Source organism: Streptomyces sp. NBC_01384 (assembly GCF_045040035.1).
GTDB lineage: Bacteria > Actinomycetota > Actinomycetes > Streptomycetales > Streptomycetaceae > Streptomyces.
Map to the genome: position 1 here is coordinate 1062952 of NZ_CP109560.1, position 25576 is coordinate 1088527.

Genomic DNA, 25576 nt, shown 5'->3' on the forward strand with positions numbered 1-25576 from the left:
CCACTGCACGTCAGATCACCCGATCCAGCGGTAGCACCACACCTGTTGCATAGTCTAAAATCCCGGGCATAGCTGCTGAGCTGCAAGTTTCTCCTGCGCGTCTGTGCACCACGCGGCCCACCCCCAGAGAATCGACGTCCTCCTTGTCGGCCTGCACCATCGGGTAGCCAGCCGGGGTCGGCTGCACCGGCAGCCGGTCCAGTAGCGACGCGTTGGAGATGATCACCCCGCAGGGGTGCATAGCGTAGCCGCGCGGCAGAGCGTCCAGGCCCTCGGCGAGCTCCCACAGCGGCCCGAACTTTTCTGCCTGCGTGCGGAGTTGGCGCAGTTCGGGGAGTTCGGCCAGGGCGGAGCGGATGTCCCGGGCCCGGATGTGCGGGAAGCTCTTGGCGATCTCGCCCACGACCTGGGGCGGCAGACCGAGGTCGAGCCCGGTGTCGCGCAGGGCGTGCCGGGCCCGGTAGGTCTCGGGCATGCCGGTGACCGGAGTAATTGTCAAGACCTGTGGATCAGTTGAGGTGGATCACGCTGCGAGGGTCTCGTCTCGTTCGACGAGGAGGCCGTTCTCGAAGCGGGCGCCGGCTCGGACGAGGGCGACGAGGTGCGGTGCGGTGACCGCTCGCCAGCGGGCCTGGGCGGACTCAACGAGTTTGAAGACCATCGCGAGGGCCGCGGCCGGGCTGCCGGCGCCGCGGGTGACCTTGGTCCGAAGCTTCACGGTGGAGAAGGTCGACTCGATCGGATTCGTCGTCCTCAGATGGACCCAGTGCTCGGCGGGGAAGTCGTAGAACGCCAGCAGCTCGTCGACCTCGCCGGTGATCTTCTTGACGGCCTTGGGGAACTTCGCCCCGTACGCCTTCTCGAACGCGGTGACCGCCTTCTCGGCGTGCGCACGGTCCTCGGCGTTGTAGATCTCCTGCAGAGCCTTCTTCGCGCCGGGCTGCGCGGACTTCGGCAGCGCGTTCGAGACGTTCCTTGTTTTGTGAACCCAACACCTCTGGTGCCTGGCCTGCGGAAACACCTCCGCCAGCGCCCTCCACAGGCCCATCGCACCGTCGCCGACCACGAGCATCGGGTCGCGCATCCCGCGCCGCCGACAGTCGCGCAGCAGGTCCGCCCAGGACTCGGTGGACTCGCGCAGACCCTCGGTGATCGCGATGAGTTCCTTGGTGCCGTCGACGCGGACGCCCATCAGGACCAGGAGGCAGGAGTGCGTCTGGGACAAGCGGATCTTGGGATGGACGCCGTCGGCCCAGACGTAGACGTAGTCGGATCCGGCCAGGTCACGGCGCTGGAACTCGGTGTGGTCGGCGGTCCACTGCTGCGTCAGCCGGGTCACTGTGGCCGGCGACAGCCCGGCAGAGGAGCCCAGGAACTGCTCCATCGCGGGCACGAAGTCGCCCGACGACAGGCCGTGGAGATAGAGCAGCGGCAGCACCTCACTGATCTTCGGGGACTTCCGACACCACGGCGCCAGGATCTTCGAGGAGAACCGCTGACGTTCACCCGTCGTCTCGTCGACCCGCTTGTCGTTCACGCGCGGGGCGGCCACCTCGACCGGCCCAGCAGCCGTGGTCACGGTCCGCGGCCGGTGCCGGCCGTTGCGGACCACCAGTCGGCGACCGGCCTCGTCACGCTGCCCGGCGAGCTCGGCTATGTACTGGTCCACCTCCGCCTCCAGGGCGGCGGCCAGCATCCGCCGAGCACCCTCGCGGACGATCTCGTCGATCAGGGAACCGGCCTCGGTGGTGCCGCCTTCATTGACTACGCTGAGCACGGGCGTGCCTTCCCGACCCGCGTTCGCAGCGCGGGCCTACTCGGTGACTTGACGATCACTCACTCGGGAAGGTACGCCCTTCGCGCGTCCTCCAGAGGAGCTGATCCACAAGTCCTGAGCATTGCTCCGGCAGATTCTCCCGTGGGCGCTGACAGGAACAGTTGCCGCACAGCGTGCAGGGGACGCAGGCGTGGCTGCGTTGGCTGGGGACGATCGGGATCTGCCACCGCGATCATGAGGGTGAGCAACAGGCCCGGCGTGATGACGAACTCGGTCATCGGACGGCGGGCTCCTTCACCCGGCCGACGGCGCGACAACCGTGGCCCGTCGTCCTACCACCGTCCGCTCCACCGCCCGTTTGTGCTGGTCGGAGCGCTTGTCGGTACCGTGCTGTAGCTTCACAGGTGTCAGTCAAGGTACCTCCTGCTGCCTGCACGAGGGGGCCGGGGGACCTGGACGCCGGGAGTTCCTGGGACATGGCCAGCCGCCAAGCAAAGACCGTGTGTCCAGGGCTCTCCCGAGTGCGCGGGCCCGTGGACACCAACGACGCTACGCGCAGGGTCCGACAACGGAACGTCCGTACCGCAGCCCCCTTGGCCAGGGCCTGTTGTCAGTGCCAGGAGCGTCACGCCCCCACCGGCGTACCGGCGCCACCCCTCCTCCCGCGCCGGGGCAACGACCCCGACGTCACACCCGCCCGGCGAGGGTCCTCAACGGGACTCGCGCCCCGCCCTCGCGCCCCACGTCACCCGAAGTTCTGCCACCCTGGAGGCCGTCATGGAGTACCGGTATGTCCGCGTGAACGTGTTCGGTGTGAGCCGCGCCGATCTGCGTACCGAGAACGTCCTTGCCGAAGAGGACATCCGCGGCGCCTACGGGGAGCAGCCGGTGTACATCAACCAGGACGCCACGAGCATGACCGTGATCTTCGACGACGCGGGGCCGGTCTTTACCTACCTTGCACAACGCCCCGCTGATTGGGACGAGCGAGCCTGACGTTTCGGGAGGCGCCCGCAGCGCCCTGCCCGCCAGCGTGGTGATGGGCGCCTGCGGTGCAGTACATGACGAGAGCGTAGAACCGAGGCGGAGGGCCGGGCGCCGACTTCCGCGTGCGCTCGTACCCGTCGGGCGGGGGCGTTTCGTGCATCGGCACCGGACGTGGCGGGCGGACCGGTACGCTGCGCAGCAGTGGCCGGCGCATCGGCCCAAGCCCGCTCCCTGGCCCATGACCGGGGTGCACCACGGCGAAGGTGCCCGCGGACCCCGCGCACGAGGGTCCGGTCTGTGAGCATCAGTGTGAGAGGTACGTCATCTTCCGGCGGCCACAGGGCCGTTGAGCCTTCCGCATGTTGCTCTTCGTCACGCGCATCGGGTCATGGGGCCGGGGCGCGGGAAATGCGAGAGCCGTATGACCAAGAGCCACGGCCGTAAGAGCCGGGCGAGAAACAGGAGCCGCCGTTCCGGCGTCGCCTACGCGGCCGCCAACGCGGGAACCCTTCACGTGCACGCCAGCGGCCCGTCGGCCACGGACCTCCAGCCTGACCCCGGCCGGTGGGGAGTCGAGACCGTGCCGGACCTGCGGACCGCGGCCGCGCTGATCGGCGCCAGCATCGAGCGGTGCGCGCCGTGCCGGCAGTCCCTCACGGCGAAGCTCCTCGAGGAGGACCCGGTCGTGCTCGCGGTGACCGCGGGCGCCGCCTACCGCCTGCACGCGGCGGCCCGCGTACCCGAAGAAGAAGGCCCTGTCGCCGGGCCCGCCCAGGCGTTCTCGTTCCTCGTTGAGCACGCCCGCGCACACGGTGGCGATGCCGGACTGCTGCTCGCGGGAGTCGAGCGGATGCCCGCAGCGGACCGTGCGGCGCTCCTGGACGACGCGCTGGACCTCTTCCGCGTCCCCGCTCCCGCATCTGGGGGCGGGGGCGCGGCGGCCATCGCCGTCTCGTCGGATGAGCACGGCGTGATCCGTACAGGACCGCTGCCACATCACCAGCTGCCCGCGCCTCTTCAGCCCAGCAAGGAGAACCGGATCCGTATGAGCGAGAACACCGAAGACGTCATCCGGCACGCGAAAAGTGCAGCCCGGTCCCTCGCCGAGTTCGTCACCGACCTCCAGTACCGGGGGAGGAAGATCGAACACCCTGCGGAGGCCTCCTTCATCGACAGTCATCTCGCCCGCGCCGCAGGCGAGATGACGACCACCCTCACTCTGCTCAGGACCTTCGTGGAAGGCCTCCGGGAGCAGGACCGTCTGATGACCGACTACCGGGGTGAGCCGCTCGGCGAGGTGCTCCAGCGCTACACCGACTCATCCCGCGCGGCGGAGCAACTCGCAGACGTGCTCGGCAAGGCCTTCTCCGTGACCGAGCACCCGGCGTATGAGGAGGTGCCGGGCGGCGAGCAGAGGCCGGCAGCCGCGGCCCGCTCCCTTGCCGAGCTCGTCACCGGCCTCACGTACCGGGGGATCGAGTACCTGGTGGAGGCCTACCGCGTCTACAGCTTCCTCACCCGCGTGGCGGGGGAGATGAGGACAGCTCTGACCCTGCTCAGGACCTCCGTGGAAGGCCTTCGGGACAAGGAACTCCTGAGGGACGAGACGCTCGACGAAGCGATCCAGCGGTACACCGATGCATCTGTCACGGCGGAGCAACTCGCGGGAGCGCTAGGCAAGGCCTACTCCGCCGTCGGGCACCTTGCCTACAAGGAGGCGCCCAGCGGACAGGAGCCGGCAGTGCGCGGCTGAGTCTGCCTCTTCGGCGGGTGTGCGTTCGTCTGCGGACGCGGTGAGTCAAGGCCGGGGCCGGTAGGTGGCCCCGGCCCTGGTCATGTTGTCCGGCCGTGCGAGGCTGCCGCCCGTAAACACCCAAGCCGTCAATCCACACCGAAACGCCTCACGAGTGAGTGAGATTTGCCAAGGCGATGTGTGACTTTGCCCAATCGGATGAGTGACTCCTGATATCCTGAAAGGGAGTTGAGTATCGGGAGGGTGAGTGAGTCAGTCACCACAGGCAGACCCCGCGATGAACGCGAGTGACGCCCGCAGGGACCTGTACGCCTTGGTCAAGTGCGTCGAGGACGACGGGGTCACCACCCTGATCCACCGGATGGGCTCCAAGCGGGAGGACCGTGTTCTGCTGGCCCCGCTCGACCGGTTCCCGGCCGCGCGGAAAGCCGGCGCCTTTCCTTCCTGGGCGCTGAGTGCGGCACAGAAGGACTTCGGCACCCTGGTCAGCCAGGCGGCCAGCGGCCAGCCCCAGGTGCTCCGCAGGAACACCACGCCCGTCGCGGTGCTGCTCCCCGCCGACACCCACGCAGGTACTCCCTCGTCCGACCCGGCCGCACCCTCCGGCGCGGCGCCCGCAGGAGGTGCGGTGAACAGCCAAGGACAGCAGAACCGGGAAAGCGCGCAGCGCAGGCTCGCGACACTGGGCGATGCCATCGGCTCCGTGCTCACCACCGGCCCCGCCGACGGCCCGACGTTCGGGCTGCCCGGCCTGGACGCCGCGACCGGCGGTCTGCAGCCGGGCCGGCTCACCTTGGTGGCGGCCGCCCCGAACGTCGGCGGAAGCCTCCTGGGGCTGGCCGCCGCCCGCACGACCGCGCTGGTCGACCACCGCACGGTCCTGTACGCGGCGTCCGGACCGAACCGGGACGACGTCTTCCGCCGCATCCTGTCCGCGGAGACCGGGGGCGACTACCCGCGTCTGAAGCAGGGACGCCTCACCGACTACGAGCAGGACGTCGCCCGCCAGCTGATGCAGGCCGGCGACGTCCTGCTCATCGATGACGGCAGCAACCTGACCGCCGAGGACATCGCGGAGACCGCCCCACACATGGAGGGCCTGGCCCTCGTGGTCGTGGACCGCCTCCAGGCCGCCCACAGCGCTCGCCTGCCGCTGTCCGGGAACCGGCTCCCCGACGCCTCCCAGATCCTCTCCACCCTCGCGCGCTCCCTGCACGTGCCGGTACTCGCCGTCGTCGACAGTGACGACCCCACGCTGCTCTCGCTCCTGGACGCCGATGTCCTGCTGACACTCACCGCCACCACCGACCCCGGCAGGGTCCAAGTCACGGTGGCGGAACGTGACTTCGGCGTGATCGGCTCCGCATACCTGCGCCCCGACCTGCTGCACGCCCGCTTCGGCGACGCAGAGGCCGTGCCCGTCGTCGGGACCGGCAGCGAAGACTGGAGGCTGCACACCACGCCGGAGGAGCGGGAGCTGGCCGACGCCGCGCTGCCCTACACTTCCGGCGCCCAGAAGGGACTGCCGTCCGCTCTCACGCACCTGCTGGCCGCGCTGCGCACCGCGCTGGCAGCCGGTGACCAGGCGACGATCGACGAGCTCGCGGCGCCCCTGGCGCAGGCTGCTGCCGCGCCGCCGCACATGCCGGACACCGCCGAGGGCCGTCGTCTCGCGGCCGCGCTGCACGCCTACAACGCGCCCGCCCCCGTCGGCGCCACCGCGCAGCCTTCTGGCCCGGAATCCGCCCGCCCGGCCGCCGACAGCGGCACCGTCACGGACAGGGATGACGAAGACGCGGCGCGGGACGACGATGACGGACTGGTCCCGGGTGACGAGGAGGACGAGCCGGAAACTGCGGTGTTCCCGGCGTTGAGGATCCTCAAGGACTCGGTGACGCGTTCGAAGATGCACCCGGTCCCGGTCATCCGCCTTGAGGACCGGGAGGACGGCCCCTGGCCGTTGATCAGCGAGGACATGGACGGCGAGCCTCGCTGGGTCCACCCCGACGTCACCAGCACCCGCGTCGCCCACACCCGGGACAACGGCAAGCGGGTCCGGCGCGACCAGCTCGACGTGCCCGCCTCCTTCGGGGACGGCGTGCTGTGCCTGATCGACCGCAACGGCTCCTTCCCCTCCGCCTGCTCGGCCGTCCCCCTCGCCCCGAACAAGCTCCTGCACACCGGCCCCCTCGACGCGTTCGACAAGACCAAGGCCGGGATCTACCAGATCGACATTCCGGAATGGGACTACCCGGGCATGCCGCACCCGCTCGGACGGCTCACCGACCGGCCCGACGACCAGGGCCGCGTGTGGGTGACCACCCCGCACATCAAGCAGCTGGAGCGCCTGCACCGCGAGGGACACCTCACCGCTCCCGTGACCATCCACGACTCGTGGACGGGGAAGGCGAACGAGTCGCTGTTCAAGCCGTTCTACACCGCGGCCCGCGAGGCCCGCACCGAGCTCATCCAGGCCGGCGGCGAGCCGTACAAGAACTACAAGACCCGCCTGTCGATCGCACTGCGCCTGCTGTGGCCCAAGCGCCCCTCACAGCGGTCCCCGTTCTGGCGGCCGGACTGGCGCATGAGCATGGTCGCCGAAGCATCCGTCCGCCACTGGCTCAACGCCTTCAAAGCCGTCCAGGAAGGCCACACCCTCGTTGCGCTGCGCAACGTCGACGCCGCGATCTTCTGGACCCCCGACGAGACACCGCCCGGCACGTACCGGCTCGGGACCGGCTTCGGTCAGGTGAAGGCCAAGTTCATCCAGCCCGGCGAGTTCATCCCCGAAGGTGACGACTGATGGCAGGCCCCACAGGCCGCGGCAACTCCCTCGGCGCTGCCCTCAATGACCTCCTGCGCGCCCAGGTCACGCCCCGCCACCGGCTGTCGACGTACAGCGCTAAGCACTGGCACGCACAGCTCAGCCAGCTCACCGGGACCAGACGCGGCTACGAGGCACTGGAGAGCGCCGGCCTCGACGTCAAACCCGACACCCTGATCAAGTGGCTGTCGGACCCCGAGTACAACGTCCGCCGCAGCTACCGCGACCTCATCCACACCGCGTACGAGAACGTCGCCATCGTCCCCGCCGACCCCATCCCCGACCACGTCAAGAACGGCCAGTTCGAGATCAGCGGCCTCGTTAAAACCGGCGCCGACGAACGCGAACGCGGGACCCGCCGAGCCGCACCCCTGCGCATCGACGGAAGCCGCGGGGACTGGAGCGACATCGAAGCGCTCTGGCTGGCCGGCGACCTGCGCGACGACGACTTCGAGGACCGCTTCATCGAGGACGTCATCGTCGCCGACATCGGTGAAGGCACCGACGGCTGGGAATTCTCTGGCAGCAGCTACTCCGTTGAACTCAGGTAACACACCAGATGAGCCCTGAAGAGCCCGCGTTACCGCCGATCGTCGTGCACGCAGAGGCAGCTGCGAGCGCCCGGCGTCGCGTGTCCGATCTCCTTGAAGCAGCCGGCGCGAGGCCGGGGGAGGTGCAGCACCTCCTGGCGGTGATCGAGGCCGGTGCCGTAGAAGGCGCCCATGCCGAAGTAGCCGAGGACACGCAGGTACCCGCCGGCAGCAGCGACGAGTTCGGTGAGGGCTGGCTCGGTGCCGTCCAGGCGGTGACGAGCAGGCTCACCCACATCGCCGACCGCACCGTCCGCCAGGCCCGCGCGACAGCCGCCGCACCGAAATCGCCGCTAGCCGTATCGAGCCCGCCACCGCGCCGCTCGCCCATGGCGGTCGACGCCGTGGGGGAGGAGCAGGTGCACCGGGTACGCGAGGCAGCCGAGCGGATCTTCGTGTCCCTGACCGGCTACACCGGCTACGACCTCGACCTGTCGGAGGAGATCCTCACGGTCGTCCTGAAGTGCGTGGGTGCCGAGCAGCAGGACGGCTACGTACGGCAGTTGGAGGCCTTCGCCGAGGCCAACCGTGAACGCCTCGGGCACCTGTACGGGAAGTACGGGCCGGGCGGGAAGTTGGAGGACGAGAGCCGCTGCTACCTGACCCATCAGTGCCTGTGTCACATCCTCTTTCCGCAGGTCACGGTCTCCTGGAGCTGGGTGGTGATCGGGTTTGCCGTTCGGTTGAGCGTCGATGGACGCCGAACCGAACGGCAGCCGGAGGGATCGTCAGGCGGCTGCGGCGAGGGGAGTTGGGACCGCGTCGGTTCGGCGGTTTCGTCGGGTGAGGCGGCGGGTCATGAGGGTGATGAAGGCCCACTGGACGTGGGCTTCGGCGTGGGACATGAGGCGTTCGTAGTCCCGCGCGTTGCGGCGGGCCCGCATCGTCCACGAATTCGACCGCTCGACCACCCAGCGCTTGGGCAACAGGACGAAGCCCTTGGCGTCCTTGGGCCGGGAGACGACCTTGACGGTGATGCCGAGGGCGGTCTGGGCCCAGGTGCTGAACTCGTCTCCGCCGTAACCGTTGTCCGCCCAGACCAGGACGATTTCGGGGTGCTCGGCGTGAAGGCGGGCCAGCAGGACGCGCGCCGCGTCCCGGTCCTGGACGTCGGCGGGCGTGACGAGCAGGTCGACGAGCAGGCCGTCCTGATCAACCAGGAGGTGCCGTTTCCGCCCATTTATGTGTTTGTTCGCGTCATAGCCGCGCGTCGCCTTCGACACGGTCTCCGCACCTTTGACGGACTGCGAGTCCACGATCACCCGGACCGGCCAGGGACACCGCCGGCGGCGCAGCCGCAATCGCCGGCGGAGCTGGTCGAGGATGTGGCGCAGGACTCCGGCCTTGGCCCAGCGGGCGAAATACCCGAACACTGTGCGCCAGGGGATGCCGAAGTCTGCGGGCAGCGCCCTCCACTTCGCACCGTTGTCCGTGATGTACCTGATCGAGTCGACCACGCGGCGGCGGGGCCACTTCTCCGGGGCCCCGCCTTTCGGGGTCTGGCAGGCGGGGGTGGGCAGGAGCTGTTCCAGGAGGGCCCATTCGAGGTCGCTGGTGTCGGAGGGGTAGCGGTAGCGGGGCAGCGGCATGACGGGGTGCCGGGCCGCGGCCTGAAGAGGGGCCAACTGCGGGGCGGTCGCGGCCCGGCGCCTTTCCGGGGGTTCACTCCAGGTTGGACAGGAGCTGCAAGGTGGACTCGATCGCGCCCATCTGCGCCATGACCGTGCGGATGTAGGGGTCGTCGGGCTTCTTCTTCTGGTGCGGCAGGAGGATCCCGGCGATGAAGTTCTCCACCCGGTGGTGGACGGACTCGAAAAACGCCCGCTCGTAGCCGATCCAGACCTCCGGCGCATCGTCCAGCATCCGGTAGCCCCACGTCTTGTCCCAGGTCACCGGCGGGAGCCCCTTCGCGGCGGCGACCTGGCGCAGGTGCGCGAGCCCGGTGTGGACCTGCGCGCGAGTGCGCTCGGTGGCCGCCACCAGCTGGACGACGCTCAGGCCGGCGGGACGGGCCTCCAGCAGGGCGGACAGGACGGCTTCGGCGTGGACGTGAGCGGGAACGCCCCGCCCCATCGCTACTCGCCCGAGCCCTTCAGCAGCTTCTGAAGCTGCTCGTCCAGATCGACCTCGCCGCGGGTGACTGCGTTCTCGATCCAGTCCGCCGACGCCCGCACCCGCGCAAGGCCCCGCAGGATCGTCTCGCGTTCGGCGTCGTCGTAGGGCTCACCCCGCAGGTTCGGCACGATCCTGCCGGCGGTGACGGTGAACTGCGTGCAGACCGCGACCAGGTCCATGAACTGCGTGTTGTGCTCCATGCGCCGTAGCTGGTCCAGCTGCGGGGCGGCTTCCTCCTGCCCGTACTGGACCTGCTGGCGGAACTGGTCGAACTGCGCCTCGTTCACGGCGTGCCTGGCCGTGCCGTCGGCCATGGCCTTCGAGGCGACCGCCGGGCGGCGCAGGAAGTCGGTGGCCACCCGCGCGGCCACCTGGTCGTCCGCGGCCAGGTCGTGAATCGCGTCCACCTTCTCCTGGACGCTCTCCGGGGTATCGACCTTCCAGCCGACGATCCGTTTCGCACTGTCGTGCGTCCAGCGCGCGGGCCCGCCGCGCGGACTGGACGGGGGGTTGTCCACCGCCTCGAACCGTTCCCGCTCGTCGGGGATGGAAGCAAGGATCTTGTGGATGGTGTGGGAGACGTCCGCCCGCCGGTGTTCCTTCGGCCAGCGCGAGGCCACCCACCGGTAGTCCCGGACCGTCGAATACGCCAGGCCGACGTCCTCGGCGAACATCCGGATCGCCTCGCTGACCGTGAACAACTCCTCGCTCCCCGACGGGTTCGTACCCCCGTAGGAGCGCATCGGCTCGATCTCCATGCCTGCGTCCCCGAGCTGCCACTGGACGCTGCTCATCTCGGAGACCCAGTCCCGCCCCAGCTTGACCAGCTCGTCGTAGCGCTGCCGGGTCACACTGCCGACCATCCCGGTCATCCGGACACCACCCCCACGAGCCCCGGGGACAAGACCCTCACGTGCCGTCAACTCGCCCTGGAAACCCGCCACTTCGCACCATCCGACCGACTCGCCCAGCAGAGAAGGGCGTACGGCCCAGGCGCCCGAAGCAGCCCCGCCTCCACCAGACGCGCAGGCTCACACCCCGCCCGACCGCGCGCGCCGCGCATGCCAGGCCCGTTTGCGGCAGGCGGGAGAGCAGTAGACCGTCGAGACCAAACGGTCGATCCCGACCGTCCAGGACACCCCGCACTGCGGACACGTGACCGTCACGCCGGCCTTCACCACCTCGGTCCGAGCCCTCGCCCGACGCATCCGCCGCCAGTGCCTGGAGCGGCAGGCCGCCTCACAGAACACCGCCGTCGGCTTCGCCGACGGCATCAACGGCCCACCGCACCCCCGGCACAGCCTTGGCCCGCCCCCGTCAACCGCGACGACGACCAGACGCAACCGGGGCACCCCGTCCCTGCCCATACGACCACCGTACGGCGGGCGGTACCCGCGGCCCAGCCGTCGCGTCGGGCAGATCCACCCGAAGCGACGAGCCCCTGAACTGCATCAACAGACCACTCGACTTGTCACGCAAGGACCTGACACAGGCACTTAGCGCACGATCTGACACGGATGTTCCTCAATCCCCGTGACCACCGACCCGCCCAACACCTGCGAGGGCGGCATCGGAGCGGGCGCGACCGCGTACAGCATCCCGGTCCCGATGCTGGCACTGCGGCAGAACTGACCCCGCGTCACCAGCACGGCAGCGGGCAGTTACCCTGGGATCCGGCTACCCAAACCCCCCATGCGCATGTCAGAGTTTCGCACTCCGAATCACCATTCACGCAGGCAGGAATCATGAACGAATCCCGCCTTTAACATTACATGGCTTTCCGTTCGGCTGCTGTTCCAGCACGCTTGCGCCGTCGCTGATCTCCACAACCCAAGGAGACCCATATGCAGCTGCGCGCAAGGCTGTTGACTATCGTGACCGCAGCCCTGGCGGCGATCCCGCTCACGGTCCTCGGCCCCGCCGTGGCCTCCCACGCCGCGGGCACGCCGAGCGTCAAGGCGCCGGCCCACTCCTGCGCCACCGCCAAGGCCGGGTTCGCGGCGTGCAAGGCCATCGTCCGCACCGACCTCACCCCCCTGAAGTCGGTCGCCCCGAACGCCACGCCCTCCGGCTACGGACCCTCCAGTCTGCAGTCCGCGTACAACCTGCCGTCCAGCACGGCCGGTTCGGGCCGGACGGTCGCGATCGTCGACGCGTACGACGACCCGACCGCCGAGGCCGACCTGGGCGTCTACCGCAGCCAGTTCGGGCTGCCGGCCTGCACCACGGCCAACGGCTGCTTCAAGAAGATCGACCAGAACGGCGGCACCAAATACCCCCGCAGCAACGGCGGCTGGGCCCAGGAGATCTCGCTCGACGTCGACATGGTCTCCGCGATCTGCCCCAACTGCCACATCCTCCTGGTGGAGGCCAGCTCCTCGTCCTTCGCCAATCTGGGCGCCGCGGTGAACCGTGCGGCGGCCACCTCCGGCGTGGTGGCGATCAGCAACAGCTACGGCGGCTCCGACGCCTCCGACGCCACCTACGGCTCGTACTACAACCACCCGGGCATCGCGGTGACCGCCAGCTCCGGTGACAGCGGTTACGGCGCGAGCTACCCGGCCTCCTCGCACTACGTCACCGCCGTCGGCGGCACCCACCTCACCACCTCGACCAGCAGCCGCGGCTGGGCCGAGACCGCGTGGAGCGGCGCCGGCAGCGGCTGCTCCGCGTACAACGCCGCGCTCAGCGGCGCCGCCTCCTTCGGCACCGGCTGCGCCAACCGCGCCGAGGCGGACGTCTCCGCGGTCGCCGACCCCGCCACCGGCGTGGCCGTCTACGACAGCACCGCGTACCAGGGCCTGTCCGGCTGGCTGGTCTTCGGCGGCACCAGCGTGTCGTCCCCGATCATCGCCTCGGTCTACGGGCTGGCCGGCAACACCGGCTCGATCGACAACAACTACCCCTACACACACGCGACGTCGCTCTACGACGTGACCTCCGGCAGCAACGGCAGCTGCCCGACCACCCAGTGGTGCAACGCCCGCGTCGGCTGGGACGGCCCCACCGGCCTCGGCACCCCGAACGGCACCGGCGCCTTCTGATCCGCCGCACCTCTCGTACCAACTGCCGGGCCGCAGGCGGCTTCCCGCCCGCGGCCCGGCAGCTTTTTCACATCCTCTTTACGCAGTTCAGAGCGGTGAGGCTTGCCGGGGTTGCTGACGGCACCGTTCGGAAGAGCGTCGTGGCAACGCCTCCGGGAACGGATGCCCAGTCCGGAATGACGGCTATGCCTGGAACGGGTTTCAAGGAGTTCCCAAACTCCTTGCCCGGGGTGCCGTCAGCTTCCAGTACGGCCCCACTGCTTCGCCACAGCAAGGCTCTGGGCGAACTTGTCATGTAGGCCTCAGACACAGCTTCTCAGCCCGAGAGCGTCGTGGTCTGCGAGCGCCTGGACACCGTCCCGCTGTGGCTCGAAGGGGTGTGGAACGACGAACTCGACGCCGAGCTGACGCTGGAGCGCTTCACCAAGTACTGGCGTTTCGGCCTGGGACCCTCATGAGCGGAACCGACGATCGATCTGCTGACTTCCGGCGACTCGACGGCGCATTCGGGGAGAGGACGATGCTGTGGCTCAGCTGAAGATCCGGGACCTGCACGAACTCGTCCGTCAGGCCCCACGGCGACGAGACCTTGAGCAGGACGGGATCCGGCTCGTCTACGACGGCACCGTCCTGCGCATGTCCACGGCCGACGCCCCGGACACCGTGATCGCCCGCGCTGATACCTGCGGGTTCACAACCGAGCCGTGGGACGTGACCGCGTACCGCGCCAGCATCACCAGCACGGAGGTGTGGCTGCGCATCCTCGTCAGTGAGCACGGCGACCACCTCATCGACGTCTCTCCCTTCTGGGCCAGCGCCCCCGCCGCGATCACGTTCACCGCCGGCGGGCACACAGCGGCGTTCCCGACGGTTGCCTGCCCGTCGGCACCAGCCGACCGGCGCCCGTAGCGCGGCCGGCATCGAGGGAAGGATGACTAATTAGCCCCTGTTCGTGCTGATCACCCATTGCAACGCCGTATCGCCTTGTCTGACAGGCGTCCGATCCTTGTAACTGTTTAGGGGTTTCAGCTGGTTGTGGGCAACATCCATGGCCGTCCGGCGAAGAGGTCGCGTAGGGCGGTCAGGGGGTTGACGCCGTGCTTGCGCACGGTGGAGATGTAGGAGCGGATCCGGGCGAAACGCCTCGCTCCGGTCGGGGTCCGCCAGGAGCCGGAGACCTTCTGTTGCGTCTTGATCATTCTGAGGTCGCGCTCGGCCTGGTTGTTGTCGAACGGGACACTGAAGTCGGTCATGTACCGCTGGTACTCCTCGGTGCGGTCGTGCAGCCGCTCGGCCAGGGCTCTGGCCTTGGCTCTCGGTCCGGTGCCGGAGTACGGGTTGGCTGCGATCCCGCACAACGCCGCGTGCCGGTAGCGGTCTTGGAAGCCGGCCAGTACATCGGCGGCCAGAGCGTCCTGTCCGGCCGTGACCGCGTCGGCGACCGTGGTCTTGGCCTCGATGAGGACCTGGATCATCGTGGTCGCCCAGGTGGGGTCACGACGGGTGTCCTCGGTGACGGCGATCAGTTCGCGCAGGACGTGCGCACCGCACAGGGCCTTGCTGTTGCCGTAGATCGTGTAGGAGGCCAGGGCGTCGGTGACCAGGGTGCCGGTGAAGGCGGGCAGCACGCCGAGGTCGTTCATCGCGATACGGCCGCGCTGGGTGTGGATGCCGTAGAAGGTGACCAGGTGGGTGCACATCACGTGCAGCCAGTGCAGTTTCCCCGCCACCCGCACCCCCGACTCATCGGCGTGTGCGACCGGGGCGGCGGTCAGATGCTCCTTGACCTGCTCCTCGAAGCCGGCCAGCCCGTCGTGGGCGCGGGCCAGGACGGACAGGACGGTGCCGGTGGACAGGGGCAGGCCGAACAGGCTGTCCATCGCCTCGGCCAGGCGCTTGGCAGGAAGGTGCTGGTAGGCCGACAGGTAGCAGACCGCAGCCCGCACTCCCGTCCCGTACACGGTCGCGGCCGGTACGTGCTCCGGTGCTGTGGCCGAGGTGGTGTGCCCGCAGCCGCAGACCGCCCGGTGCAGCCGGTGCTCGGTGACCTCCGGTGCGATCTTGGGCAGATCGAAGACCTGCCGGGCCCGATAGCCCGTGCTCACCGCACCGGCCAGGTCATTCCCGCAGCCGCCGCAGGCGGCCGGATGGTGATCGAGTATCACGTCGGGATCGGCGACCTGCTCCAGTCGGCCGCCCGGATCGCCCTTGGCCCGACCCGGCTTACGGCCCGAACGCTGCCGCAGCGACTTCGGCGCGGGCCTCTTGCGCAGCCCGTCACTGGACGGCGGCTTGGAGGAGTTGTGCGAGTCCGATGAGACCTGCCGCTCCAGCTCCGCGATCCGCTCCGCCTGCTCGGCGTTCCTCGCGGTCAGCTCCGCGATCGTCGCCGCCTGGGCGGACACCAACAGCTTCAACTCCACTACCAGCGCGGCAAGCTCCTCGTACGAGGGCGGCGGCGGGGCGGAGGACACAAGATCAACCTACCCGACCGTCAAGAACCGCCTGGCACCGCATCACTGCAGCCCATACGCGGTCCAAAACAGTCACCGATCCTTGGCCAGGCCGGGGGGCACTGCACGACCTTTCCTCGGCTCCACCAGCCGAGGTCGAACGTCGGCTGGCGACGCTTCCACTCCACCGCATATTCCAAGCGGAGCTTTCGATCGGGATGGGTAAGCAACAGCATGAACACGGGGTTCGCATACGAGCCCGGTTCGTAGTGCCAGTGATCGCTGGCCCTCCAGCCGTGCTGCTCTGCGATGCCTGACAGGACGATCGCCGGTCCCGGACGTGGAGGCTTCGTCAAGGAAACCCTGTGGTCGACGGGAGGTAGGGAGTTCGGATACCGCTTCATGTTCGCTCCTGCTGACGAAGTCGGTGATGTGGGGTACGTCCACCGCACGAAACGCTTCAGTATCCGCCGCTTGTGGCCGCCTCATTCCGTCACCCCGCGAACCGCATTTCGTCGGTAGCCCGCAACGGAGCCGTCGGCGACTTAGCGGTCTCCCTACTCCTCTACATGGGTCGTGAGCTTGTAGAAGAAGGGTGACGGCGTCAACGCCCCGGCCTGCTCCAGGTATGCGGCCTCGAAGTGCTGCAGCAGCGCCATGTCCCCGTCGACCTCAAACACCCCCGTGCTGGGGTCGCCTACCCCAAAGATCAATTCCGTCCACCGTCCGAGGTCGGCCGACCAGACAACGAGGCTGTACGGCGCGAAGAGCATCCACACGCTGTCCACGCCCTCAGGGAGATCGGGCGCCTCAAGGTGGTGCGCGATGACCGGCTCCAAAACCTCGACGAACGGGTGATCAAAAAAATGCGCGATGAGGAAGACACCCCGTGCACGATCCGAGGCTGACTTCCGCGCAAGCTGCTTGCTCGCATTCTCGATCATTCCGCCGGCGGCGCGGACCACGTCGTTGGCCGCTACGAAGGTTGACCAATGCCAGGTCTCCCTCGGCTCGACCCCCGCGGCGGTCGCCTTATCAAACTCCGCTTCGAACTGCCGATAGGTTCCCGGTAGTGACTTCACCTCGAAGTCCGCAAACTGAACATCAATCCGCCCTACCAGGTCCCTGAGGGCGAGACCGGTGAAGTTCGATGTCGTCACGTCGAACACCAGGTCTGGGCCTCCATCGGTGTCGACCGACGTCGGGGCGGTCCCGAGGAACGCGGTCGCCAGCAGCGCGGCCAAATGCTCGCCCGATCCCACCTTCAGCTTTGCAAGCTCATCGGCCTGCACTCCCCGTATGAGTTCTGCGACCGCCCACGACACGGCCTTGTGCCCTATCCCGATGAAATGCGTCCCGCGCGGATCCTTCTCCATGTCGAGGATTGTGACACCGCCTCAGTCTGCGACATCTGTCGCGCACCCAGCAGCCACAGACACACCCTGCTGAGCTGGACGGTCATCGTGCCTGCCAAACTCCCGTGACGGTCCACCCCGAGAGAAGCCACGTGCCGGGCCCCGGCGAGCGCCTCGACCGGGTCTACTGTCGCGCGGAGCCGGCCGGGCAAGACGACGTCGGGCAGGTACCGGGCGTTCTGGTGCCGGACGTTGATCTCGGCGACGACCTCAGGCCGTCTGGCGTGGATCGTGACGTCGCCGCTGGCGTCGGCGAACACCTTCGCCATCGTCGTCCCCCACGACCCTGCGGAGAGCACCGCAACCCGAGCCACCCGACACCCCATCCACCTCGCGAGCCCTGACCCCGGTGACCCTATCCGCCACCCGAAGGCCTCCTCAGCGTCACGGCCAAGGCCTCGCGCGTCGCCAACCGGGGCAGGACCAGCCCGGCCTCCCGCGCCGCCTGGTCGTCACCGAGCTCCCGGCGCAGCTCCGCTCCATGGGGCTGCCACAGCCGGTAGAAGCGCCTCCACATCGCCGAGTCGTCCGGCCGCTCGTCGATGTACTCCACCGTGAGCCCGGCCGCGCGCGCCTGCTCCACCACCGACGCCCGCAACCCGCGCACTACGGCTTGCGTGACGGACGTGGCGGCCGCACTGCCGCGGCGACCGCTCAGAGGTGGCCGCCCAGGAACTCCCGTACCTCGGCGATGGTCATAGGCCCCGTGCCGTGCGCCACCACCTCTCCCTCCTTCAGCAGGACGTAGGACGGGGCTCCGGTGATCCCGTATCGCTTGGTCGCGGACGGACAGCGCGTCATGTCGGTGCGGACGGCCGTCAGGCGGCCCGTGTACTCGTCTGCGATGTCACCCACGACGAGGTCCATCGCCCGGCAGGGCTCGATTGCCTTGGGCCATGTCCCGGTGAAGTATGCGAGGACCGGGACTCCGCTCATCCCGAGGATGAAATCGAACTCCGCGTCCTCACGGGGTTGGTGAACCCGCTTCGCCATGGAAGCTCCAGACCTCGCGTTCCGTCATTCCATCCCCATCTTCCCCCGCGCGGTGCGCCAGGCTGAGTCCGGTCGGTCGTCTGGCTGACCGATGGGCGCGTGAGAGAGTTGCGGTTCCGACCGGCGCGGTTGGGGTGTTCGGCCTGTGGGGGGCGTTGTAGTCCATGCGTGTTCATCCTGCGCGGCCTGGTGATCCGGGCCGGATCGGCCCGTACCGGCTCATCGGCCGACTGGGTTCGGGCGGTATGGGAACGGTCCATGCGGCCCTGGATCCCGGCGGGCGGCGGGTGGCGGTCAAGGTCGTCCACCCGGCGCAGGCCGGCGACGAGGAGTTCCGGGCCCGGTTCAAGCGGGAAGTCGAGGTGTCCCGGCGGGTCACGGGGCCCTGCCTGGTGGCACTGCTCGCCGCGGACCCCGGCGCGGATGTTCCCTGGCTGGCCACCCCGTACGTGCCCGGCCTCACGCTCGGCGAGCACATCGCCGCGCACGGCCCGCTGTCCGGGGCCCGGCTGTACGCGCTGGCGGTCGGCACCGCGGCCGCGCTGGCGGCCGTCCACGCAGCCGGGGTGGTGCACCGCGATGTGAAGCCGGGGAACGTCATCCTGGCACCGGACGGACCGCGTGTGCTGGACTTCGGCATCGCCCACGCCCTGGACGGCACCTCGGTGACCCGGACCGGCGTGATGACCGGCACCGCGGGCTGGATCAGCCCCGAGGGCTACCGCACCGGCGCTACAGGTTCGGCCGGGGACGTCTTCGCCTGGGGAGCACTGATCGCCTACGCCGCCACCGGACGGCTGCCGTTCGGCACCGGTGCACCGGACGCGGTCGCGGCCCGGGTGATGTCCGGCGACCCCGACCTTGCCGGGATCCCCGACGACCTCCTGACCCTGGTGACGTCCGCACTGACCAAAACACCGGAAGAGCGGCCCACGGCCACCGCGCTGGCCGGGCAGTGCACGGTGCTGCTGGCCGCCCAGGCCACCCACGTCCTGCAGCCGGGGGCCGAGGCGCCGACTCTGGCGGGTGACCTGGTGGCGGCCGGGTGGGAGGGTCTGCCCGCTGCCGAGGACGACCGGGCCTGGACTCTGGCCCGGCGCCGGTTCGCCCGCCGCCGCACAGGGCTCATTGCCGCGGCCGCCGTCACCGGGTTCGCCGTGGCCGCCGTCAGCACCTACCTGATCGCAGATCAGAACCAGGACGGGCAGAGGGGCAGCACACGGGCCGGGGCGGGCACGACGGCCTCCGCCACGGCCTCCCCAAGCGCATCGGTGACCACCTCCCCGGAAGCGGTCACAGCCTCCCGGGCAGCAGGCAAAGCGGAAGCCGGGCAAGAAAAGAAGACCCCGGCGGCGACCGTGTCCGCCACCTGCCTACCGGCCACCTACAAGCTGCCCACGGGCCCGGCGACCTGCGAGTCCAAGAAGGACATCTGCACCGTCCGATCCCCGTACTACGTCAAGGACATCAACAGCCTGTGCGGTGGCCCGACCGCCCTGCAGAGGGTGAACATCATCTCCGAACCGCCCACCGGCGGAGACCCCAGTGTTTTCTACTGCGTCGCCTGGACCGGTAGTGCCAGCGACACATCTCGCGACGCTGTGCTGCTGATGAACGCCCCCGGCTACCAGTGCGGCGCCGACCTGGTGGACCCCTCCGGCACCCGGGATGCACTGGGGGACGCGATCGTCTTCTACGACACCGAGCAGGACTGCACACCCCTGTACCCCGGAACCCGCCTGACCTACCCCGCCGTTCTGGACTACAGCAGCCTCGGCGACCAGGAATCCCCGAAGTATGTCTGCCTCACCGAACATGTCGGCGCCTGACCGAGCCCTGCTCAGCCGTCCCGCTCGCCCCGAACAAGCTCCTGCACATCAGCCCCCCGGGATGCTTTCGACAAGACGCAGGCCGGCGTCTACCAGATCGGCATCCCGGATTGGAACTACCGGGCATGCCGCACCCGCTCGGGCGGCTCGTCAACCGGCCCGACGACCAGGGACGCGTGTGGGTCACCACCCCGCACAGTCCTGGTGATCGGGACACTGGTACACCTCCCGCCGTGCCAGTGACCGCATCAAGCCGCGACTTCGATGTTCCCGCAGGTACTGGTCCGGCAACACGCCGTCAGGACACCTCCTGAGTGCCTGTGTCTGAGCCATGCATGACAAATGGCGGTGCGGCAGTCCTGACTGGCCCAAGGGCGCGGTCCTCCAGAATGCCGGACGCGGCAGTACGGGCATGCCGCGCTGCGGCCATTGGGATGCAGCACCGTCGGCGACGGCGAACTGACCGAAGCGAAGGTCACCGCCGCGTCCGAGGCCGGCCAACTGCCACTCAGGCCCGGGACCACTGCCCCACTCGCGCCGGCGGCGCCTACTACACCCGTCGCCGGAGATGAGACGCAACGCCACCACCGCCATCCACCGGCGAGCATCACGCTGAGCCTCACCATCTGGGGCTTCTTTTGGCCGTACACCGCGTTTTCAGGTCAACCTGCCGCCAAGGCCGAGTTTGTCATGTCTGGTTCACCTATTGGTCATTTTGCGTTGCCAGTTTCACCTAAAGCATGTCGATCAAGGTGCATTCTCCGAGAATGTGAGGCCATAGATGCGAAGACGTCACGCGTACCGGGGGTTGATCGCTGCGTCGATCGGCGGAGCGCTCGCACTGACCACCACGACTGTCGCCCAAGCGGCGCCGCCACCGCTCACCGATCCAGTCAAGGCGTCAGCCATAGCAGGCCAGTTAGGCAACGAGCGCACAGCCGGCGTCTACTACCGCAACGGACGAGTCGTCGTGGCGGTCACCGACGAGGCCGCGGCGGAAACCGTGCGAAGCGCCGGCGCGGTAGCGGAGGTCGTCCCCTACAGCACGTCAGACCTCGACTCTGCCAAAGAAGAACTGGATCAGCTGACAGGCATTCCCAACACTGCCTGGAGCGTCGATCAGAGCACCAACCGGGTGGACGTACAGATCTACGACGGGGTTTCCACCGCCGACAGGTCCCGAATCGAAAACGCCGTCTCTGGATACGGAGACGCGGTCGACATAACGGGTCTTCGAACTTGATGGGGGTGCGGCGGTGACGGGCGGGCTCGCCGGTCACTCTGCGTGAGGTAGTTGGGGTGGCGGTACCCCGGACGCAAGGAGCCCGCGGGTCTTCGTGATCATGGTTGTCCTACCTTTCTTGATGTGGGTCTGAGCTGGTCATTCGTAAGATCGGCGGGGCCCAGGGGTTCCGGGTATGGCTGTCATGGAGTCGCCGCTGGATGGCTCAGAGAACTTGGCCGCCCGAAACCCCGCGACGACTCGACCGCTAATTGGGAGACGCGACGCGATCGCTTTGTAGGACAACGTCGGCGAGGTCGTCTGCTGGGTTGGTGTACGACGAGCTGACGGAGGGGCTGTGCCCGAGATCTGGGCCGGAGTGGACATCGGCAAGGAACATCACCACTGCGTGGTGATCGACGCCCAAGGCAAGAGACTGCTGTCGCGTCGGATCCTGAACAACGAGGCTGAACTGCTCCAGCTCATCGCTGACGTACTGGAGCTGTCGCGGGATGTGCTGTGGGCGGTGGACATCAACCACGGCGGGGCCGCGCTCCTGCTCGGTCTGCTGGTCAGCCACGACCAGCACATCACCTACATCACCGGCCTGGCCATCCACCGCGCCTCGGCCGGCTACCGCGGCCAGGCCAAGACCGACGCGAAGGACGCCTTCGTCATCGCCGACCAGGCCCGCATGCGCACCGACCTCGGTGTCCTGCGGCCCGGCGACGAGATATCGGTCGACCTGCGCACTCTGGTTACCCGCCGCACCGATCTGGTCTGCGACCGGACCCGGCAGATCAACCGACTGCGCGCCCAACTCCTGGAAATCTTCCCTGCGTTGGAACGCTCGTTGGACCTGACGAAGAAGGGGCCGGTCCTGTTGTTGACCGGCTACCAGGCCCCGGCCGCGATCCGTCGCGCCGGTGCCTCCCGGATCGCGGCGTGGCTGAAGAACCGCAAGGTCCGCAACAGCGCGGCCCTGGCCCGGACCGTCGTGGAGGCCGCCGAGGCCCAGTTCACCGCACTGCCCGGCGAGAAACTCGCGGCCACCATGGTGGCCCGTCTGGCGAAGGGGGTGATGGCCCTTGACGAGGAGATCACCGAGCTCGAAGCCCTTATCGAGGCCCGGTTTCGCGAGCACCCGCACGCCGAGGTGATCCAGAGCCTGCCTGGCATGGGCACCATGCTGAGCGCGGAGTTCCTCGCTGCGACCGGCGGCGACATGGACACCTTCGGCACCGCCGACCGCCTGGCCGGCTACGCCGGCCTCGCACCCGTCCCCCGCGACTCCGGACGCGTCAGCGGCAACCTCCACCGCCCACGCCGCTACCACCGCGGCCTGCTCCGCGCCTTCTACCTCTCGGCCTTCGCCAGCCTGCGGAACTGTCCCGCCTCGAAACAGTTCTATGAGCGCAAGCGGGCCGAGGGCAAGGGGCACAAGCAGGCGCTGCTGGCACTCGCCCGCCGCCGGGCCAACGTCCTGTGGGCCATGATCCGCGACGGAGCGTGCTACCAAGCCACACCACCAGTCACGGCAACGGCTTGACAACGTCATTGGGAAGTTCTCTACGCAACCGATCATGAAACCCCACGGGCTTGAACATCGACGATACCGGGACCAACGAGGCGGCCACGCGACTTCTGGGGCTGGAGGGGGTGAGTGTGATCAAGGTCAAGGACGATGGATCGGGTGGTTCGACGGTGTACGTCGTCACGGCCGAGGACTCCGCCCGGGCCTGCCCCTCGTGCGGGGTCTTCGCCACCCGGCTGAAGGATTACCGCACCACCCGACCCAGGCACCTGCCCTGTGGTGGGCGCCCGGTGAGTATCCGGTGGCGCAAAGCGCGCTGGCGCTGCACCGAACCCGCCTGCCCACGCGGCTCGTTCACCGAGGCGATCCGCGCGGTCCCCGCCGGGATGCGCACCACCACAACCCTGCGCCGGGCGGCGGGGGCCGCGGTCTGCGACGGCTCTCGCACCGTCGTGCAGGCCGGCCGCGACCTGCACCTGAGCTGGCCGATCGTGCAGCACTGCTTCGAGAACTACGCTGCGAAAGCCCTGCCCGAGACCCCGCCCGCGACCTCGGCGATCGGGATCGACGAGACCCGGCGGGGCAAGCCGGCGTGGAAGCAGAACCCGGCCAGCGGGAAGTGGGAACTCCTCGCGGACGCCTGGCACATCGGCTTCGTCGACGCGATCGGCGGACGCGGCCTGTTCGGCCAGGTCGAGGGCCGCAACGCGGCGTCGGTCGCTGACTGGCTCACCTCCCAGCCCGCGACCTGGCGCGAGCAGGTCCGCTACGTCGCCATCGACCTGTGCTCCACCTTCCGCGCCGCCGTCCAGCGTGCCCTGCCGCACGCGACCGTGGTCGTGGACTGCTTCCACATCGTGCAACTCGCCCAGCGCCACCTCGCCGACCTGCGCCGACGCCTCACCTGGAAGCAACACGGCCGCCGAGCCCGCAAGGGCGACGGCATCTACACCGTCCGCAAACTCCTGCGCCGCAACAAAGAGGACCTCAGCGAGGACCAACTCGCTCTACTCAAGGCCGAGTTGGACCACATGGGCACCTACGGCCGGCAGATCTACGCGGCCTGGCAGGCCAAGGAACTGCTGCGCGACCTCCTCCACCTGGCCGTCAGCCGCACCCACCACGCCCCCGACCGCTCCGCGATCTCCGCCGCCCGCCACCGCTTCCTCTCCCACGTCGCCGACCACGCCCACCTGCCCGAACTCGTCACCCTTGCCGAGACCGTCGAGCAGTGGTGGGACGGCATCGAGACCTACCTGACCACCGGGATCACCAACGCCGCCTCCGAAGGCAACAACCGCCTCATCAAGCTCGAAGCGCGCAACGCCTTCGGCTTCAGGAACCGAGAGAACCAACGCCTGCGCTCACGCTGTGCAACCACTCGGCGGAGCCGACGGGAGGCGCACCCCCACTAAATTCGAAGACCCCCTAATCAGCGGCCGAGTCGTCGTGAGACACCGGGCGGCCAGGTGCGCGGAACCATCGAGTGCAACCGCTCAAAAGCCATACCCGGCGTCTCTGGATCTCTGGACCTTACGACTGGCCCGTCCGACCCACGCATCAAGATAGGAGATGAGTAGGCCCGGGGCGCGATGTCGGGATTGCTCCCGGTCCGTTTCCCCGGACCTCTTGCCGAACCCGCCGTACGAATCTCTCCGTAACGGGCTCTCCACGGTTCCTGTCGTCAAGCGTGTTCAGGGATCCAGAGGTTGGGGATCGCGGTGCTGCGGTAGCGATACCGGGTGACCGGGATCGCGGCGATCTTCCGCAGTTCGACCTGTCCGCCCGTGATCGGCTTCCAGCGCCCAACGGGCGTGGTGAACCGTCGGCGGACATCCATCCAGCTCCAATGGTGCCGCTCCGTCAGCATGCGGATGATCCGCCACCAGGTGTCGGAGTACGGGGTTTTCTCCCCAGCTAGGTACACGCGAACGTGGCTGACTGGGTGCTCGCCACAAGGCCGGGGCCGGCCGATAGCCAGCCAGCCTCGTGACAGGGCGGGCTGTCCAGGGTGGGGCGGTCACGTCCACGGACGTGACCGCCGCCCGCGGCCTATCGACCGATCCTGCGCGAGAGCGAATGGGGGCATTCCTTGCGTCCTTGCACCTCGACTCCTGGAGGGATGCTCCGACGCCCCGGGAGATCTACACAGCCTGCGCTTATGGGCGGGCACCCGCTCGAGGGCAGGTCCTGCGACCCGACGACCACCTGTGGCAGGAGCATCTGCGCGACCGCGCGGCGGCGGCTCAGGCCTGCGAGAACCTGCGAGAACCTGCGAGCCTACTGGGCAAGCGCGGACCGGGCAGCCGACGCCGCCGCGAGCAACGCGCCGGACGAAGTACACGATCACCGCGGCGGGGACGCGGAGGGATCCTGGCCGGGGGTGGCGTGAGCGGGCGCGCCCTTCCCCTGACGGGTGGACAGGGGGAGGCCGAGTTCGCGGAGGCGCGCGGCGAATTCCGCTGCTGTGGTGAACAGGTGGGCCTGCATTCCTGTGGATCGTGCGGCTTGGACAAAGGTCGGTTCGTCGTCGAAATAGGCCAAGCCGTGGGTGGGGATGCCCATGTGTTCGGCAGCACTGCGGTAGGCGTGGGGGGAGGGTTTGTCGACGCCGAGGTCCGCGGAGGCGAAGACGTGGTCGAACGTGATGCCGTGGTACTGGAGGTCGGCGCGAAGGGCGTCGGTGGAGTTGGACAGGACGCCCACAGGGAGGTGCTGGCGTATCTCGGTGAGCAAGTTGGTCATCACTGGGTCGGGTTCGCCGCGGTCGGTGCGCCAGGGGCTGAGGGCGTGGCGCACATGCGGTCCGAAGTCGGTGGCGAGGCGATCGGCGACGTCTTCGGCCCACTGCTGGTCAGTGAGGACTCCGACGCGGGCGAGGCGGTAGGCGGGGTGTTCGTAGGCGTAGCGGGCGATTGTGCCCTCGGGCAGGTGGGCGAGGTGTTCGCTTCTCCGGGCGCCGATGTCGTGCCAGTGCCGGAAGAGGCCGTTCATGTCGAGCAGCAGACCGTCAATGCGGGCAGGCATGGGACTCCCTCGG

24 protein-coding genes and 1 pseudogene are annotated in these 25576 nt (G+C 68.7%); 11 read left to right on the forward strand and 14 right to left on the reverse strand.

Annotated elements, in window-relative coordinates; all coding sequences use genetic code 11:
• Positions 1–118: 118 nt before the first annotated feature.
• Positions 119–484, reverse strand: a pseudogene (locus OG747_RS52460) (DNA polymerase III subunit alpha); the annotation flags it as partial.
• 39 nt (positions 485–523) lie between these two features.
• Positions 524–1777 carry an IS256 family transposase gene (locus tag OG747_RS52465; protein WP_331765286.1) on the reverse strand — a complete coding sequence of 418 codons (1254 nt, stop codon included), beginning with the start codon at positions 1775–1777 and terminating at the stop codon, positions 524–526.
• 777 nt (positions 1778–2554) lie between these two features.
• On the opposite strand from OG747_RS52465, the gene OG747_RS52470 reads away from it, so the two are divergent.
• The 4 genes from OG747_RS52470 to OG747_RS52485 all read left to right on the forward strand — a co-directional run bounded on the left by OG747_RS52470 (position 2555) and on the right by OG747_RS52485 (position 7892).
• Complete coding sequence (locus tag OG747_RS52470) at positions 2555–2773, forward strand: hypothetical protein (RefSeq protein ID WP_331765287.1); 219 nt, start codon at positions 2555–2557, stop codon at positions 2771–2773.
• Between the two features lie 412 nt (positions 2774–3185).
• On the forward strand, positions 3186–4517 hold the full coding sequence (locus OG747_RS52475) for a hypothetical protein (RefSeq protein ID WP_331765288.1): 1332 nt from the start codon (positions 3186–3188) through the stop codon (positions 4515–4517).
• A 277-nt stretch (positions 4518–4794) separates the two neighbouring features.
• Entirely contained in the window at positions 4795–7320 is a 2526-nt protein-coding gene (locus OG747_RS52480) for a DnaB-like helicase C-terminal domain-containing protein (RefSeq protein WP_331765289.1), read from the forward strand.
• A complete protein-coding gene (locus OG747_RS52485; RefSeq protein ID WP_331765290.1) occupies positions 7320–7892 on the forward strand; it encodes a hypothetical protein in 573 nt (190 codons plus the stop codon). Before OG747_RS52480 ends, OG747_RS52485 begins: the two co-directional genes overlap by 1 nt.
• Before the next feature lie 29 nt (positions 7893–7921).
• Here OG747_RS52485 and OG747_RS52490 read toward each other — a convergent pair whose 3' ends face one another.
• The 5 genes from OG747_RS52490 to OG747_RS52510 form a co-directional block, all read right to left on the reverse strand.
• Positions 7922–8167 (reverse strand): hypothetical protein, encoded by a 246-nt coding sequence (locus tag OG747_RS52490; protein WP_331765291.1) that lies wholly within the window; start codon positions 8165–8167, stop codon positions 7922–7924.
• Between the two features lie 57 nt (positions 8168–8224).
• Positions 8225–8539: a hypothetical protein gene (locus tag OG747_RS52495; protein WP_331765292.1), complete on the reverse strand. Its 315-nt coding sequence runs from the start codon at positions 8537–8539 to the stop codon at positions 8225–8227.
• A 120-nt stretch (positions 8540–8659) separates the two neighbouring features.
• The gene (locus tag OG747_RS52500; protein WP_405886559.1) at positions 8660–9520 is read right to left on the reverse strand and encodes an IS5 family transposase; all 861 of its coding nucleotides are present in this window, start codon (positions 9518–9520) and stop codon (positions 8660–8662) included.
• Positions 9521–9593: 73 nt separating this feature from the next.
• Entirely contained in the window at positions 9594–10004 is a 411-nt protein-coding gene (locus OG747_RS52505; RefSeq protein ID WP_331765293.1) for a RacP protein, read from the reverse strand.
• A 2-nt stretch (positions 10005–10006) separates the two neighbouring features.
• Positions 10007–10918 carry a DUF6192 family protein gene (locus OG747_RS52510; protein ID WP_331765294.1) on the reverse strand — a complete coding sequence of 304 codons (912 nt, stop codon included), beginning with the start codon at positions 10916–10918 and terminating at the stop codon, positions 10007–10009.
• 972 nt (positions 10919–11890) lie between these two features.
• On the opposite strand from OG747_RS52510, the gene OG747_RS52515 reads away from it, so the two are divergent.
• The 3 genes from OG747_RS52515 (at position 11891) to OG747_RS52525 (ending at position 13999) form a co-directional block, all read left to right on the forward strand.
• Positions 11891–13090, forward strand: a complete 1200-nt coding sequence (locus OG747_RS52515) for a S53 family peptidase (RefSeq protein WP_331765295.1) — start codon at positions 11891–11893, stop codon at positions 13088–13090.
• A gap of 332 nt (positions 13091–13422) precedes the next feature.
• Positions 13423–13548, forward strand: coding sequence for a hypothetical protein (locus OG747_RS52520; protein ID WP_331765296.1), 126 nt, complete (start codon positions 13423–13425; stop codon positions 13546–13548).
• 67 nt (positions 13549–13615) lie between these two features.
• Positions 13616–13999 (forward strand): hypothetical protein, encoded by a 384-nt coding sequence (locus OG747_RS52525; RefSeq protein WP_331765297.1) that lies wholly within the window; start codon positions 13616–13618, stop codon positions 13997–13999.
• A 116-nt stretch (positions 14000–14115) separates the two neighbouring features.
• Here the strand turns inward: OG747_RS52525 and tnpC are convergent, their stop codons facing one another.
• From tnpC to OG747_RS52550, 5 genes are all read right to left on the reverse strand, one after another.
• The gene (tnpC, locus tag OG747_RS52530; protein ID WP_331765298.1) at positions 14116–15564 is read right to left on the reverse strand and encodes an IS66 family transposase; all 1449 of its coding nucleotides are present in this window, start codon (positions 15562–15564) and stop codon (positions 14116–14118) included.
• Positions 15565–16100: 536 nt separating this feature from the next.
• Positions 16101–16919: a hypothetical protein gene (locus tag OG747_RS52535; protein WP_331765299.1), complete on the reverse strand. Its 819-nt coding sequence runs from the start codon at positions 16917–16919 to the stop codon at positions 16101–16103.
• Positions 16880–17284 carry a hypothetical protein gene (locus OG747_RS52540; protein ID WP_405886475.1) on the reverse strand — a complete coding sequence of 135 codons (405 nt, stop codon included), beginning with the start codon at positions 17282–17284 and terminating at the stop codon, positions 16880–16882. The genes OG747_RS52535 and OG747_RS52540 overlap by 40 nt, the downstream gene beginning before the upstream one ends.
• A gap of 29 nt (positions 17285–17313) precedes the next feature.
• Positions 17314–17565 carry a hypothetical protein gene (locus OG747_RS52545; protein ID WP_331765300.1) on the reverse strand — a complete coding sequence of 84 codons (252 nt, stop codon included), beginning with the start codon at positions 17563–17565 and terminating at the stop codon, positions 17314–17316.
• A 47-nt stretch (positions 17566–17612) separates the two neighbouring features.
• Positions 17613–17951, reverse strand: a complete 339-nt coding sequence (locus OG747_RS52550) for a thioredoxin domain-containing protein (RefSeq protein WP_331765301.1) — start codon at positions 17949–17951, stop codon at positions 17613–17615.
• A gap of 164 nt (positions 17952–18115) precedes the next feature.
• On the opposite strand from OG747_RS52550, the gene OG747_RS52555 reads away from it, so the two are divergent.
• From OG747_RS52555 to OG747_RS52570, 4 genes are all read left to right on the forward strand, one after another.
• Positions 18116–19780, forward strand: a complete 1665-nt coding sequence (locus tag OG747_RS52555) for a serine/threonine protein kinase (protein WP_405886476.1) — start codon at positions 18116–18118, stop codon at positions 19778–19780.
• A gap of 808 nt (positions 19781–20588) precedes the next feature.
• Positions 20589–21023: an alpha-lytic protease prodomain-containing protein gene (locus tag OG747_RS52560; RefSeq protein ID WP_331765303.1), complete on the forward strand. Its 435-nt coding sequence runs from the start codon at positions 20589–20591 to the stop codon at positions 21021–21023.
• A gap of 337 nt (positions 21024–21360) precedes the next feature.
• Positions 21361–22551, forward strand: a complete 1191-nt coding sequence (locus tag OG747_RS52565) for an IS110 family transposase (protein WP_168500378.1) — start codon at positions 21361–21363, stop codon at positions 22549–22551.
• 50 nt (positions 22552–22601) lie between these two features.
• A complete protein-coding gene (locus OG747_RS52570; RefSeq protein ID WP_331744418.1) occupies positions 22602–23951 on the forward strand; it encodes an ISL3 family transposase in 1350 nt (449 codons plus the stop codon).
• Between the two features lie 269 nt (positions 23952–24220).
• Here the strand turns inward: OG747_RS52570 and OG747_RS52575 are convergent, their stop codons facing one another.
• Both OG747_RS52575 and OG747_RS52580 read right to left on the reverse strand, forming a co-directional pair.
• Complete coding sequence (locus OG747_RS52575) at positions 24221–24463, reverse strand: hypothetical protein (RefSeq protein WP_331765304.1); 243 nt, start codon at positions 24461–24463, stop codon at positions 24221–24223.
• Between the two features lie 419 nt (positions 24464–24882).
• A complete protein-coding gene (locus tag OG747_RS52580; RefSeq protein ID WP_331765305.1) occupies positions 24883–25563 on the reverse strand; it encodes an HAD-IA family hydrolase in 681 nt (226 codons plus the stop codon).
• Between the last annotated feature and the right edge of the window lie 13 nt (positions 25564–25576).